This is a genomic window from Sphingomonas natans, from assembly GCF_030546695.1.
Classification (GTDB): domain Bacteria; phylum Pseudomonadota; class Alphaproteobacteria; order Sphingomonadales; family Sphingomonadaceae; genus Sphingomonas_I; species Sphingomonas_I natans.
The window spans coordinates 106,692-120,553 of the sequence record NZ_JAUOTP010000003.1 but is presented as its reverse complement, the minus strand read 5'-3'; the positions used below and the strand labels follow the sequence as shown (position 1 = coordinate 120,553).

Sequence of the window (13,862 nt, the reverse complement as noted above, 5' to 3'; positions counted from 1 at the left end):
GGACCGGGGTGATCCGGAGTTACCGCGTGGCTGCTGATAAATACGGCGTTTTGGACGCGATCTTCTCGCTGAAGAGCTTCGCGGCTGCGATGCTTGCCTACTATATCGCTCTTCAGATCGGTCTGCCCCGACCTGTTTGGGCAATTATCACAACCTACATCGTCTCGCAGCCGCTTGCGGGAGCGGTGCTGTCCAAGGCCGTGTTCCGGGTGATTGGAACGGTGCTTGGGGCGACGGCGGCCGTGGCCTTGGTGCCAAATCTGGCGAACTCACCTGAACTGCTTTCGCTTTCACTCTCATCCTGGCTCGGGATCTGCGTCTACCTGGCGCTGCTAGACCGCACGCCGAGATCTTACGTTTTCCTGCTCGCCGGCTACACCGCGAGCATTATCGGATTTCCATCCGTAACGGCCCCAGGCGCGATATTCACCACGGCCATTCTCCGGGTCCAGGAAATCACCCTTGGTATTCTGTGCGCCAGCCTTATCCACGGAGTGATCCTACCGCAGACGGTGACGGCCCGCCTGATCGACCGCGTCGATGCCGTCCTTCGGGATGCTTGTCGGTGGTCCGCTGACGCATTGGCTGATCGATCCAGCGAAAGTCTCCACCGGGACAGGCGTCGGCTCGCTTTAGACGTCTTCGACATCCACCAGCTGTCTATCCATCTGCCGTTCGACACTGCGCGTCTTCTGCCTCGGGTTTCCGTCGTCCGTGCTCTCCAGGATCAGATTTCGCTGATCCTTCCCCTCGGTGCCGCGATCACGGAGCGTATCCAGGAACTGCGCGCCGCCGGGCGGCTTCCAGCCTTGGCGGACCAGCTGTTGCTGGAAGTAAAGGCTTGGCTTCAGAACGGCGCCCCTAACGATACGCGCGCGGGGAGCCTCGTGAATCGTATCGCCGCAGCGAAACCGGCCCTCTCGGGCGATTGGGCATCGGCGCTCCTAATAAATTTCTACGTCCGTCTCGGTGAGCTCGTGGAATCTCACGCGCTGTCGACGGAGCTGCGTCAATACCTCGTTGAACCGCATCGTCGTCTGGCCGACGAGCGACTGCAGATGATCCTGCATTGCGTTGGAGGGCGACGGCTTCATCGGGATCATGGAACCGCGACACGAAGTGCCATCGGGGTGGCTGCAAGCGTCCTGTTGCTTTGTGCCGTCTGGATCTTTTTCGCGTGGCCTGACGGGGCTTCCGCGGCCGTTATCGCAGGCTCTGTGGGCGCGGTGCTGGCTAGCATCGACGCAAAACCCGAGATCGGCCGGCGCATCTTCATCGGCGCGGCGGTCAGCATCTGCCTTGGCGCAATCTACGCGTTCGCTATTCTCCCCAGGGTTACCGATTTCGCTCCGCTGGTGCTCGCGCTGGCCCCCGTGTTCCTGCTTATGGGCGGACTTGTCGCGAACCCGACGACATCTGCTTATGCTCTTGGCGCGGTCATAACGCTGCCAACGGCCATCGGACTTTCAGATCGCTACTCTGGGACTTTCGACAGCTTTGCGAATATCAACATGGCTCAATTGGCCGGGATCGCGTTGCCCGTCCTCGTCCTGCAGATCGTGGGGCCCGCCTCTGCAGCGCGTCGCGGACGCCGGATGCTCCAGATAACGAGGCGAGAACTTGCTCTCCGATGCCTGAGTGGAGCGAAGCCCCGCACCGCACGGTGGCTAAGCACGACTCTCGATCGCGTAGCTTATCTCTATCCCCAGGTGGCGCGTGGCCAGGCTCCAGAGGAGGTGCTGGATCAGATGCTGCTGAGCATGCGCATCGGCATCAACCTCGATGAGTTGCGACGATGGAAGGGGGCGCTGACGAAGAAAAAAGAGGCGTTCGCATTCGAGGCGCTGCTCCGGCGCCTAGCCGAGCATTTCGACAATGCGGAACTGCCCGAGCGAGCGGATGATCTGAGGCTTCGCAAAAGCATCGACTTACTGTTCGCAGCGATGGTCCGGCAGTCGGCGGCGAGCGTGAGCTATCACCTTGCCTTGGCGCTCGTTGGTTTGCGCTGCAATCTCTTCCCCGGGGCCGCCGCGCCACTCCCCAGGCTGACCTCATGATCGGCGAGATTTCCATCTTCGGAGTCTTTTTCCCGAAGCTGCTCCTGGTGGGCCTGGTCGCGTTGGGCGCATGCGGCGTCGCGACCACTGTGCTTTCCCGCATTGGGTTCTATCGCTTGGTCGCCCAGCGACCAGTTGTGGACCTCGCCTTTTTCGTCTTCATCTTCGCCGCGCTGATCGAGGCCGGCAGAACGATCGGGCTCTAGATGATCAAGTTGCGTTTGCTTCAGCTCGCGAGGTTCGTCGCGACGGTCGCCATAGTCCTGTTGGCGGTGTCCGTCGCCGTTGCACTGTGGCATCGATATGAGAACGATCCTTGGACCCGTGACGGCCATGTAAGGGCGGACGTAGTCCGGGTCTCATCCGACGTCCCGGGTCTGGTTACCGACGTGCACGTCCGTGACAATCAGCTGGTCCATGCCGGCGATCTCCTCTTCGTAGTCGACAGGCCGCGTTATAAGGCTTCCCTGGACGAGGCGAAGGCGAACATCGCCAGCGCGTCGGCCACGCTCGACCTGGCTCGGAAGACCTCTCGCCGCGATCTTTCGCTTGGCGATCTCGTCGCAGTGGAAACACATGAGGAGAATGTCGCCCGGGTGCTGACGGCAACCGCGGCATTGGCTCAGGCGCGGTCAGCTCTAGAAGTCGCCTCGCTCAACCTGCGCCGCACGACGATCCGTGCGAGCGTCGACGGAACGGTGACTAACCTCGACCTCCATCCGGGCGACTACATCGCTGTAGGTGCGCAGGCCATGGCGCTGGTCGCAGTCAGCACGATCCGCGTCGAGGGATACTTCGAGGAGACCAAGCTGGAACAGATAAGGGTCGGAGACCTGGCCAGCGTCCGCTTGATGGGCAGCCCGACCTTGATGAAGGGCCACGTCGACAGCATCGCCGGCGGCATCGCGGACGACCAACGGTCGAACAGTGGGAATCTGCTGCCTACCGTCGCGCCCACGTTCACATGGGTGAGACTCGCCCAGCGCATACCGGTCCGTATCCGGATCGATCGGGTGGCACCCGGAACAGCGCTCATACCGGGGAGGACCGCAACTGTGACCATTCTTCCTCAGGGAAGCACGCCATGAGGGTCTCGGCGGGATTAATTCTAATCCTTCTAGCGGGGTGCGCAGCGGGGCCAGATTACCGTCTGCCAGAGAAAGCGGTGTTGATTTCACCGGCGGCACGCGGGACGTTCGACAGCGGGGGTGAGGCTGCCTTCGTCTCAGGAGAGCCGCCCGACCAATGGTGGCGGATGTATGATGACGCTCGCCTCGATGCGTATATCACCGAGGCGCTGACCGCGAATTACGATTTGAAGGCGGCGGATGCCAACCTGCGTCGCGCCAGCTTCATAGTTCGCGAGACCGAGGCCGGAAGACAGTTCCAGACCAGCATTTCCGGCAGCGCGGAGATCGCGGTCGTCCGCGGCAAGATCAGGTCCCCGGAATCATATACCTACGATCTGGGCGCCGGAGTCTCTTATGCTTTGGATCTGGCGGGCGGGATCCGCCGCGGCATCGAAGCGGCACGGGCCAATAATGAGGCGGTGCAGGCGGCAAGAGACGGCGTGAGAGTAACGGTGGCAGCCGCCGTCACAAGGAGCTACGCTGCGGCATGCTCAGCGAACGCGACGCTCGCGGCCACCCAACGTGTGCTAGACGTGCAGAGGGAGACGCTCGGTGTCACCACCAGGCTGAAGCAGGGCGGGCGAGGGACGGAGTTCGACGTCACACGGGCCAAGGCTGCATTCGACCTAAGCACCGCGGCCATTCCTGAAATTATCGCAAGCCGGCAGGCGGCCCTCTATGAACTGGCGGCCCTCATGGGGCGGACGCCAGCCGCTTATCCGCGTGAGCTCATACAGTGTATCAGCCCGCCGGCATTGCGGCGGGCAATCCCTGTAGGCGATGGTGCGCAATTGCTCGCGCGCAGGCCGGACGTCCGCGCCGCCGAGAGACTACTGCATGCGGCCACCGCGACCATCGGGTTGGAAACCGCAAACCTGTATCCCCGCGTCTCCATCGGCGGCCCGCTCGGCATCGCCGGCCCGATCGCTGGCTTTGGAACCGGTAGCAGTTTCGGCGGCAGCTTGGGTCCTCTACTATCGTGGAGCTTCCCCAACAGGGCGGTTGCCCGTGCCCGGATAGCCGAGGCCGGTGCCGCGGCCGAGGCTGCCTCCGCCGACTTTGATGGCATAGTCATTGAAGCGCTCCGACAGACCGAGACGGCGCTATCGGCGTATGCTCGTGAAGCGGACAGGAGCGCGACCTTCGCGCTCAGTCGTGACGATGCCCGCCGGGCGACCGAGCAGGCGGGGCGTCTGTATCGCTTTGGCAGGACGAACTTCATCGACGTGCTGAGCGCGCAATCTGCCCTCGCGAATGCCGAAGCAGCCTTTGCGCAGTCCCGCGCCTTGCTCGTCGACCGCCAGATCGACCTCTTTCTGGCCCTAGGTGGCGGGTGGGGGAACGACGCGCCAGTCGAGACTGCCGGATCCGCAGCCGCTCGATAGGGACTTCGTGGCCGATACCGACCCGGTCTGCTCAGAGACTACAACGGTATTTCAACTACGGTCGCATGATCACTAAATCAGTGCGAAAGCTAGGAACACTGGAATGAAAATCCGCCCTATTAGCGAGACGCACCTATTGTCATCAGTAAATGCGATGTTGAGAAAGCTGGTGTTGCCGTTTATCTTGGTAACGATGGTGATCATCATCTATATAATCATGTATCATTTCCTCGATGATGGGATGCTGTGCTCAATCATGACCGGTTTGCTTATTGTTTCTATCGCACCCCTTATGTTCGACAGGCAGGTCGGCCCGCCGCGAATGTAGATTTACGTTAGCGGTTCTCGCTGGACGAGAATTGGCAAGCTCTCATTCAAGCTGTGACAGCTAGATCACGCGTCTCCGGTGATAGAGAAGGCATATCGATGCTTTTGGAATTGGACGGCAGGCTAAGGCCCGCCGAAATGGCAGCGGTCGCTCCTTTGCCAAGCACGACGTCGCGCCTCGATGCGATGTCGTTGCGAGTGATCGCGCTTTCCAGGAATGACGCTTTGATCGACCGGTTCGCGCGGACAGCGATCGGACGGACCCTGGTCAGCCTGCGCGTCCTCCCCAAACTGCGGTCTCTGGCGGATCAGCGGCTGGAGATCCTGCGCCGTTTCTGTGTGTTGGTGCGTCTTGGCGATGGCCATGCCGTGCTTCTCAAGGATGCTTTGGCGGATGTCGGCTACAGCCAAAAGCAGATTACTCAAGTCGAGCGCATTCTACGGGACGAGCGAGTGGAGAAGGAGGGGGCGATCGACACGTCATCCGCGTGACCGCCCCTGCCTACGGCACCCCCATGCCTCAAAGCGCATAGGCGATGACGTTGTCTCCCAGTTTCGTGCCGAGTGATCCATGGCCGCCGGCGACCACAATCACATACTGGCGGCCGTTTCTTCCGAGATAGGTCATCGGCGTGGCTTGCCCGCCCGCGGGAAGGCTTGCGCTCCAAAGGACCTTGCCAGTGCTTACGTTATACGCCCTAACGTAGTCGTCTATCGCTGAGGACATGAACGCAACGCCCCCTGCCGTCATCATAGGTCCGCCTAACGAAGGCACCCCGAGCGTGAAGGGCAGGGGGATAAGTGGCGTCTCCATGCGGATGTTGCCGTTCCGGTGTTGCCAGGCAATCTTGCCCGAAACCAGGTCAACGCCCGCGACATAGCCCCATGGCGGCTGCTGACACGGCAGCCCGAGCGGCGAGAGGAAAGGGTTCATATCGACGGCGAAAGGCGCGCCCGTGTTGGGATTGTAACCTTTCTCGCTCGAGCCCCTTCTGTCTGACCCGCCGGCTGGACCGCCGGAGCCGGTCGACCCACCTTCGGCACGCGGAACGAGGCGATCGACGAACGCTATGTAGTTGGGATGCGCAAAGGCGACCTGACGGGCGGGATCGATCGACATGCCACCCCAGTCCATCACGCCGAAATTGCCGGGGAATACGAGCGTGCCCTTCAGGGACGGTGGCGTAAAGGGCCCCTCGTAACGAAGGCTCTTGAAGCGAATGCGGCACCACAGTTGATCGACCATTGTCGCGCCCCACATCTTCCGCTCGGTTGCGAGCTTTGGCATGAGGTTCATCGACGAGAACGGTTGCGTCGTCGAAACCCAGTCGCCAGGAGCCGCCCCCTGTGGAACTGCTCGTTCCGGAGCCGGAAGCAGCGGAAGTCCGGTCCGGCGGTCGAGAACGAAGAGGTTCCCCGTCTTGGTCGACTGGACGAGCGCCGGAACGCGCCCCTTGCCCGGGAGTGTGAGGTCCACCAGCGCGGGTTGGGCGGGCACGTCCATGTCCCACAGGTCGTGATGGACGGTTTGATACTTCCAGCGCAGTCGGCCGGTCTCGATCTCGAGCGCTAGCACGGACGTTGCGAAACGCTCTGTCGTGGCTGGGCGGCGGCCACCCCACTGGTCGACGGCGCCCATGCCGATCGGAAGGTAGATCAGGCCGAGACGTTCGTCGGCTGCTGGTGTGCTCCACATGTTCGGTGTCGATGGAGTGTAGTGAGCGCCGGCCTTCAGCGGCGTCGTGTCGTTGGGCCGACCCGGATCGAAGTTCCACACCAGCCTGCCTGTTATGCCGTCATAGGCGCGGATCACGCCCGCAGGCACATCGACCGAGGCATTGTCGAACACCGCGCCACCGAGGACGACCAGGTTGCGCGCGATCAAAGGAGCAGACGTGTATTGATACCAGCCATCGTTGTAGTGGGACTGGCCTTCCAGTAGGCTCACCACCCCGTTCGTGCCGAAGCTGCGGCAGACGGTGCCGCTCCGTGGGTTCAGCGCTATTAGCCTGGAATCATTGGTGGCGACGAACAGGCGTTGCGGACACTCTGACGAAACCTTGCCGGTAGTTGAGGCGTCGAACCATGACACGCCACGGCACGTAAGGTGCTGGACGTGCTTCGGCACTTGGACTTTCGGATCGAACCGCCACAGCTCCCGGCCCGTATCAGGATCCAACGCCAGCACCACGTTGTGCGGCGTGCACATGTAGAGGGTGTTTCCGACCTTGATGGGCGTGACCTCGTAGGTCGTCTCGTCCGGGTCGCCCGCGCGTTTCGTGTCCCCGGTGTGGATGGCCCACGCGACCTTGAGCTTACCGACGTTCAATGGATTGATCTGCGCAAGTGGCGAATATTTGTTTCCATGCCACGTGCCGGCATAGGCTGGCCAATCGCCGTCCGCCATGAGGGCGGTGTCGGAAGTGGGGCCCTGGCGTATGCCGGGCAGGGATCCGGGGACGTCGTGGACATCGCGTGCAATTGCCAGGCATCCGACGACGGCGGCGATGGAAAGCGACGCGACGAGAGGCATGGCAGCGTATGCCCACCGCGTTTCCGGGTGGAGCCGCCGCATCGCCGGGGGAAGCAGCAGCAGGAGACCGATGACGAAGATGAGGTCGCCTCTCGGCACGAGCGCCCACCAGTCCAGACCGACTTCGAGCAGCGACCACAGGACGGTGGCGACTATGATCAACGCGAACAGCCAAGTCGCAAGCGATTGCGCCCGCCCGATCAGCACCGCGGCGATCACGAGGGCGGCGCCGACAACGAGATAGTAGGGGCTCCCGCCCAGCAAAAGGAGCCAGATTCCCCCGGCGACGGATAGCGCACCAAGGGCCATCGTCAGTGCGGCTACGCACCATAGGTAGGGTTTGCTCAAGCCACCGGGCTCTCGATCGGGCGTGTCGTCCACTGCTTTCTCCCAGTTCCAAACCGCGAACAGATGGGCTCCAGCTGCTCGACCCTCCAAAGAGATAGCGCGAGCAAGCTGCGCGCTTGACTGCATCGGATATGAAATTGGGTGCTCGTCCGAAAGATATACGGCAGTTGGCGCATCGCACATACTAAGGTTTAGTGCCGAAGGGGTCGGTTCTTGTGTGGATCTATCTCTATCCGGATCAAGCCGGACGAGCGGTCAACGCATTCGTTTTCGGTAGCAGACGTGCTCGACCTGAAACGAAGTTGCCGTAAATATTGGAAAGAGGACGGGAAGGCCCTGACAGATAATAGCTGGGTTTTTTGTGATCCGCACCCCCCTTTTGGGTCGTTGACACCGGTGTCTAAAGTGCCGACCAATCTCGTCAATAAAACAAGATCAGGAGAGGGTTATGGGGCGGCACGCATCGCGCGCAGTGGCACCTTTGGGCCTATTGTGCATCCTTCAGGCTAGTCCCGGCGTCGCTCAGCAGCACGTCGATGGGGTTGGGAACGCGGGGGAGATTCAGGGCATTCGAGACAGCCAGGCTTCGGCAGGCGGGGGGCTGGAGGAGATCGTCGTGACGGCTAACAAGCGGTCGGAGAACGTTCAGAACGTTCCGGCATCGGTCCTCGCGGTGACGGCCGCCGGTCTCGAGCGCGCAAACGTTCGCGACTTCGACGACGTCGTTCGCGTCGCGCCATCCCTGACGATTTCGAAAACGAGTCAACCTGCGAACAACAGCATCAACATTCGCGGCATCGGGACTTACGCGTTCTCGATCTCGACGCAGCCCAGCGTTGCCGTGGTGGCGGACGACATTCCGCAAGCCTTCCAGGCGGCGGCATTCACAGCCCTGACCGACGTCGCTCAGATCGAGGTGCTGCGCGGCCCGCAAAGCACGCTGTTCGGCAAGGCGGCCTCGGCAGGGGTGGTCAACATTACCACCGCTGCACCGACGAAGGACTTCACGCTAGGCGGTCAGGGCCTCATCACATCAGATCATGAGCGGCGGATTCAGGCGTCGGTCTCCGGCCCGATCACGGAGACGTTGAGCGGCCGCCTGACCGGCAACTACAGCAAGTATCGAGGGACGCTATACAACGACACGACGGGGAACTGGCTGAACGGCCAGTCGGATCTGACGCTGCGGGGCAAGCTGGTCTGGACACCTTCGGCCGATTGGACCGTAACGCTCATTCCATACGTGGTCCGAACGCGCGCGTCCTGCTGCGCGCCGGCGCTCTACTTCCTCAGTCCGGGTGTGACTTTCGCGCGCGCGAACGTCCCACAATCCACGCTGCTCGGCTCGATCGTGCCCTCGCCGGACAATCGGCGGACCCGCTTAGATACCGATGCGAAGGGCAACTCGACGGATTACGGCTCCGGGTTGAAGATTGCGCACGATCTGTCCGGCGGCCAAACGGTGATGCTGATCTCGTCCTACGATCGATATCATCTGATTGATAGGCAGGACACAGACTCCAGCGACTACAACTTTCAGCTGAGCGACCCACGCCTCCCGTTTGGAGGCTCGACTAACGGTGGCTTCTTCACGATCCGCACCGTGACCGAGGAAGTGAGGCTTACCTCCCCCTCCTCTGGTCGGTTCCGCTATGTGGGTGGCCTGTTCTACAGCAACACTGCCTCGATCCGCGACTTCACCCGAGGATCGCTTTCGCTGGGCAATTTCAATGGCATTGCGAACCTGCCGTCCACCAACACGATCGCCTATTCCTACTACGATTCGCGCTCAAAGCAGTCGACCTACGCGTTGTTCGGACAGCTCTCCTATGATTTGACCGACAAGCTCACGGTGATCAGTGGCGGCCGGCTTCACAGGGAGGAGCTGAGCTACAACTTCACCGATTTTGGTAACAACATCACCTACGGAAACCCGAAGTGCGACACGAAAAGTGGGACGGCTACGGTCCCGATCTCGACGTGCGACCATGACAATGTCGTGACCGGGAGTGCGGCGATCCAATACCGCTTTTCACCGGGCATCATGGTGTTCGGCCACTATGCGCGAGGTTACAAGGGCCTGGCCTACGATCTGACCAGCACCTTCACCGTGCGCACGCCTTTGACGACCGGGCAGTTCGCCGGCGTTCCCACTGCGGACGGGATCGCCGCACGCCAGCCGATCGCGCCTGAGCACAGCAATGCGTTCGAGGGCGGCTTCAAGGCTACTCTCCTCGGGGGACGGCTGACATGGAACATGACCGGCTTCTACGAAGAATATCTTGGGTTTCAGGCGCAAAGCCGAGACGAGGTCACCAACCAGAACATCCTGAACAGTCTGGGGAAGGTCACATCGAAGGGCGTGGAGATGGAACTGGCTGCCCGCTTCGTGCCGGGGCTGACCCTTAATTTGAACGGCGCCTACAACATCGCCAAGATCAATGATTTTCCCGGCGCTGCCTGCTTTTCACGGCAGACTGCAGCTCAGGGCTGCGTAGGCGGAGTGCAGGACCTGTCAGGCGCGCGCCTCCCGAATGCGCCGAAGTGGACCGCAGCCCTTTCCGGTGAATACGAACGTCGTCTCACGGACGGCCTCACCGGCTTCATCAACGCCAGCATGCGCTATCAGACCGGAGTGAACTTCAGCCTGCTGGGCGATCCGGACGCCGAGCAGAAGGGATACGCGCTCGCCAATTTCGGTGTTGGCGTAAGCACCGATCACTTCAAGGTGACGGTGTTTGTGAACAACGCCTTCGATCAGAACTACGTGCTGACCAAGGGACGAGAGGTGGTTTGGAATACCAACCCAACGTTGGCCGTGAACCCGACCAACGCGATCTCCTTCAAGCCCGGCCGAGATAGCGAGAGATACTACGGTGTTCGGCTTGGCTTCAATTTTTGAAAGCGTGAAATTCAGCCGATGGACCGCCGCACCCTTCTGACAGCGTTGGCGCTGGCGCCCTTCACGGCGGGGGCGGTTTCGGCCGCGTCCGAGCCTGACCGAGAGGCCATCCGCCAGCGCGAGAGGCCGCGCGTGGTGGCGGCTGCAAACCGCTTTCTTTCGCTCCGCCCGACTACCGTTACTGCCCGCCGTGCAACGCGTAGTCCGGGGCGCGCGCATGACTATTATTCGGAAGGAGACTACTGGTGGCCGGACCCCGAGCGACCGGGCGGCCCCTACATCCGCCGGGATGGCTATTCCAATCCAGATCGCTTCGACGAACATCGCCAGGCGCTAATCTCTTTCAGCGTCCAGATGCCAACGCTCGCGGCCGCGTGGCAGCTAACCGCGGATCCGCGCTACGCACGTCACGCCGCGGAGCATCTCGACGCCTGGTTCGTGAACCCCGCCACGTGCATGGCGCCCAATCTGGATCATGCCCAGGCGATCATCGGCGTCAATACGGGGCGGGGGATCGGCGTGATCGACACGCTTCATCTGGTGGAGGTCGCGCAGGCCGCGCTCGTCTTGCAGAGAGCGGGGTCTGCCTATCCTGCCGCTCAAGGCGCCGCCGTCAGACAATGGTTTGCACGCTACCTCGAGTGGTTGACGACCTCGCCGAACGGCCTCGACGAAAGTGACGAAAAAAACAACCACGGTTCTTGCTATGCGCTTCAGGTGGCTGCGTTCGCGAGGCTGGTGCGCGATCGGAAGCTGGTCATGGCACAGGCGCGGTCGTTCCGCGAGGTCCTCATCCCCAATCAGGTCGAAGCCGATGGACGCCAGCCGCTGGAGCTCGCCCGGACGAAACCCTACAGCTATTCGCTGTTCAATCTCGACGTCCTGTCGACGCTCGCGACCATAGCGTCGAGTGCGGACGACGATCTGTGGCATTTCGCCACGGCGGACGGCCGCGGGCTCGCCAAGGCACTCGCCTATATGGCGCCAGCAATAGCGGACAAGCGACGCTGGCCCGCCAAGCCGGACGTCGAATTCTTCGACAAGCTCCCAGTGCGGCAGGTCTCACTCCTGTTTGGAGGACTCGCGCTGGGTCGATCGGATTATCTGAAGCTCTGGCAAGGCCTTGATGCAGATCCGGAGACACCGGAGATCATCCGAAACTTCCCCATTCGTCAGCCAGTGCTGTGGATCTGATTTTCTGCTCAGGGCAGCAATAGCTCGAGGATAATCGAGACAATAACAGTTGGACAAAGCGTGTCGCAGCAGAAGGTAACATAATGATTTGTTCAAAATCTCTTCGACTCGTGGGGATGACTGTGATGCTGGCTTCAGGAACGCCGGGCGTTGCCGAGACTGCCGCTGCGGCTCCGCACGGCCCAGTCTACGGCACCGTGGCCCCCATGGACGTGACGATCCGGACCCGTCTCATGCCCCAGCTTGCGGCTCTTCTTGATCAAACGTTGCGCGAGAAGCGGGCCATGCGGCTGGACGGGGTTCCGGTGTTCGATGCCCATGACAAGTTCCTGCCGGGAAAGATCGCAGGCGCATTCGCCCTGCTGCTCCTCGATACGCCGCATTCCGATCCCCGTTTTCAGACATACTTGGCGGGCTTCCGACAAATCGCCGACATGACTGTCGAGGACGATAACGACTCTTGGGGCATGTATTACTACATTTCTGCACTCTATTCGTTGAAGAAGGCGGGACTGCTTGACTCTGCCGTGAGCGCTGAAACCCAGCGAAAGCTGCGCGAGAAGCTAGACTGGCGACGTTTCGTCCGCACCGACGACCTGACCCTCATCGAGCTGCCGAACAACTATTTCGGCGTGGCCTTTTCGATCGCACGGTTGCGCATGCTTCTCGGCTGGGAGGATGCAAGCGGCAGTGACGCCCTGTTCGAGAAGATGCTCGACCATTACCGCAAATACTCGGGCGCATTCGGCTTCGCGGACGAGACGGACGGTAAAGGTCGCTTCGACCGCTACTCGGTGCTTCTGATCGGGGAGATCGCACAGCGACTGATCGAAACCGGCAGGACCCCGCCCCCCGAAGTGCGGGAGTGGTTGCGCAAGTCAGTTGATCTCATGCTGCCGCGCTTCAACTTAACCGGTGAGGGCTTCGAGTATGGACGTAGCATCGGGCCCTACGGTGAGACCTGCTTTCTGGAGGTCATGACCGCAGCCGCCGAACTCGGAGTGCTCACTCCGGAGGAACAGCGGATGGCCTACGCGTTCTCCTCTCGGATCGCTGCCCGATACGTCGATTTCTGGATCGATGCAGACACGGGATCAGTGAACATGTGGGACAAAGGGCGTCGCACTGACGGCTATCGCGAGAAGTATCGCATTCTCGGCGAAAACCTGAGCCTTGCTCGTCAGTATGTCTATACGAACGAGGAATGGAACGATCTCGGCTTCAGAAGCAAGCCGACCGATCCAGGCTATGCGGCTTGGCTTGATCGCCTTCCCAAATCGACATTCACCTGGTTCGCCAAGGGCGATTACGACCGCGCCCTGCTCACTCTGCGGGATGGACGACACGTCATCGGACTGCCGCTCATCAATGGGGCAGACGGGCAGCATATGCACAACGCCTACTTTCCGATCCCCGCCTCCACGGGAATGCTGTCCGGTTCCGCTGACGCGACCTTCCCCCAGCTCGTGCCGCAGGTCACGCTACAAGATGGCACGGTGCTGATGCCGCTCGCCTGGTTTCGGGATGTGACCGTTGAGCTAAACGGCATTACCACGATCGTGACCTATCGGCAGGACGCCGCGGATCGCATCGGTGGTGACGATGCGGTGAAGGACAAACGGCTCTCCTTCGAGACGCGTTATGTCTTCAGCCCCGGTCATATCACCCGCACGGATCGGATGGTTCCGGCCGAGCCGCTCAAGGTTAAGAACATCTCACTCGAGTTTGCGAGCTTCTCTTCGAAGCCGGTCGTTCAGGCGGCCGGTGCGATCAGTTATGGGGAGGGGGAAGTCACGCGCTTCGATGTGCAGGGCTTCCAGAGGTGCAGGGCGGCCGAGGTGAACGCGGCACCCTACCGCGCGCCGACCGGCCCACTCTCGAGCCGAGCACTGTGCGAACGTGGCGCTGCGACCATGGCGAGCCCGCTGTCTGTCGGCTGGAGCCTTACATATCGATAGCCGGCCTCGGGTTAGAGCTAGGTCGGCA

The 13,862-nt window shown here is 61.4% G+C and carries 10 protein-coding genes; 9 read left to right on the top strand and 1 reads right to left on the bottom strand.

Annotated features, from left to right (window positions below; translation table 11 throughout):
* Positions 1-26 precede the first annotated feature (26 nt).
* From Q4F19_RS07390 to Q4F19_RS07365, 6 genes are all read left to right on the top strand, one after another.
* Positions 27-2,057, top strand: a complete 2,031-nt coding sequence (locus Q4F19_RS07390; protein WP_303541218.1) for an FUSC family protein — start codon at positions 27-29, stop codon at positions 2,055-2,057.
* Positions 2,054-2,263, top strand: coding sequence for a DUF1656 domain-containing protein (locus tag Q4F19_RS07385; protein ID WP_303541216.1), 210 nt, complete (start codon positions 2,054-2,056; stop codon positions 2,261-2,263). The genes Q4F19_RS07390 and Q4F19_RS07385 overlap by 4 nt, the downstream gene beginning before the upstream one ends.
* A complete protein-coding gene (locus tag Q4F19_RS07380; RefSeq protein ID WP_303541214.1) occupies positions 2,264-3,145 on the top strand; it encodes an efflux RND transporter periplasmic adaptor subunit in 882 nt (293 codons plus the stop codon).
* Positions 3,142-4,572, top strand: a complete 1,431-nt coding sequence (locus tag Q4F19_RS07375) for an efflux transporter outer membrane subunit (RefSeq protein ID WP_303541211.1) — start codon at positions 3,142-3,144, stop codon at positions 4,570-4,572. The genes Q4F19_RS07380 and Q4F19_RS07375 overlap by 4 nt, the downstream gene beginning before the upstream one ends.
* Before the next feature lie 103 nt (positions 4,573-4,675).
* Entirely contained in the window at positions 4,676-4,900 is a 225-nt protein-coding gene (locus Q4F19_RS07370; protein ID WP_303541209.1) for a hypothetical protein, read from the top strand.
* 137 nt (positions 4,901-5,037) lie between these two features.
* The gene (locus Q4F19_RS07365) at positions 5,038-5,391 is read left to right on the top strand and encodes a hypothetical protein (protein WP_303541207.1); all 354 of its coding nucleotides are present in this window, start codon (positions 5,038-5,040) and stop codon (positions 5,389-5,391) included.
* A 28-nt stretch (positions 5,392-5,419) separates the two neighbouring features.
* Here the strand turns inward: Q4F19_RS07365 and Q4F19_RS07360 are convergent, their stop codons facing one another.
* Complete coding sequence (locus tag Q4F19_RS07360) at positions 5,420-7,813, bottom strand: membrane-bound PQQ-dependent dehydrogenase, glucose/quinate/shikimate family (RefSeq protein WP_303541206.1); 2,394 nt, start codon at positions 7,811-7,813, stop codon at positions 5,420-5,422.
* Between the two features lie 415 nt (positions 7,814-8,228).
* On the opposite strand from Q4F19_RS07360, the gene Q4F19_RS07355 reads away from it, so the two are divergent.
* The 3 genes from Q4F19_RS07355 (at position 8,229) to Q4F19_RS07345 (ending at position 13,834) form a co-directional block, all read left to right on the top strand.
* Positions 8,229-10,682 (top strand): TonB-dependent receptor, encoded by a 2,454-nt coding sequence (locus Q4F19_RS07355; RefSeq protein ID WP_303541205.1) that lies wholly within the window; start codon positions 8,229-8,231, stop codon positions 10,680-10,682.
* 18 nt (positions 10,683-10,700) lie between these two features.
* Positions 10,701-11,876: an alginate lyase family protein gene (locus tag Q4F19_RS07350; protein WP_303541203.1), complete on the top strand. Its 1,176-nt coding sequence runs from the start codon at positions 10,701-10,703 to the stop codon at positions 11,874-11,876.
* A 116-nt stretch (positions 11,877-11,992) separates the two neighbouring features.
* Positions 11,993-13,834, top strand: a complete 1,842-nt coding sequence (locus Q4F19_RS07345; protein ID WP_303541201.1) for a hypothetical protein — start codon at positions 11,993-11,995, stop codon at positions 13,832-13,834.
* The last annotated feature ends 28 nt before the right edge of the window (positions 13,835-13,862 follow it).

Bases quoted from the DNA above. Each gene is read 5' to 3' on its own strand.
- Q4F19_RS07385 (WP_303541216.1), top strand. From the start codon at position 2,054: ATGATCGGCGAGATTTCCATCTTCGGAGTCTTTTTCCCGAAGCTGCTC.
- Q4F19_RS07380 (WP_303541214.1), top strand. From the start codon at position 2,264: ATGATCAAGTTGCGTTTGCTTCAGCTCGCGAGGTTCGTCGCGACGGTC.
- Q4F19_RS07375 (WP_303541211.1), top strand. From the start codon at position 3,142: ATGAGGGTCTCGGCGGGATTAATTCTAATCCTTCTAGCGGGGTGCGCA.
- Q4F19_RS07370 (WP_303541209.1), top strand. From the start codon at position 4,676: ATGAAAATCCGCCCTATTAGCGAGACGCACCTATTGTCATCAGTAAAT.
- Q4F19_RS07365 (WP_303541207.1), top strand. From the start codon at position 5,038: ATGGCAGCGGTCGCTCCTTTGCCAAGCACGACGTCGCGCCTCGATGCG.
- Q4F19_RS07355 (WP_303541205.1), top strand. From the start codon at position 8,229: ATGGGGCGGCACGCATCGCGCGCAGTGGCACCTTTGGGCCTATTGTGC.
- Q4F19_RS07350 (WP_303541203.1), top strand. From the start codon at position 10,701: ATGGACCGCCGCACCCTTCTGACAGCGTTGGCGCTGGCGCCCTTCACG.
- Q4F19_RS07345 (WP_303541201.1), top strand. From the start codon at position 11,993: ATGACTGTGATGCTGGCTTCAGGAACGCCGGGCGTTGCCGAGACTGCC.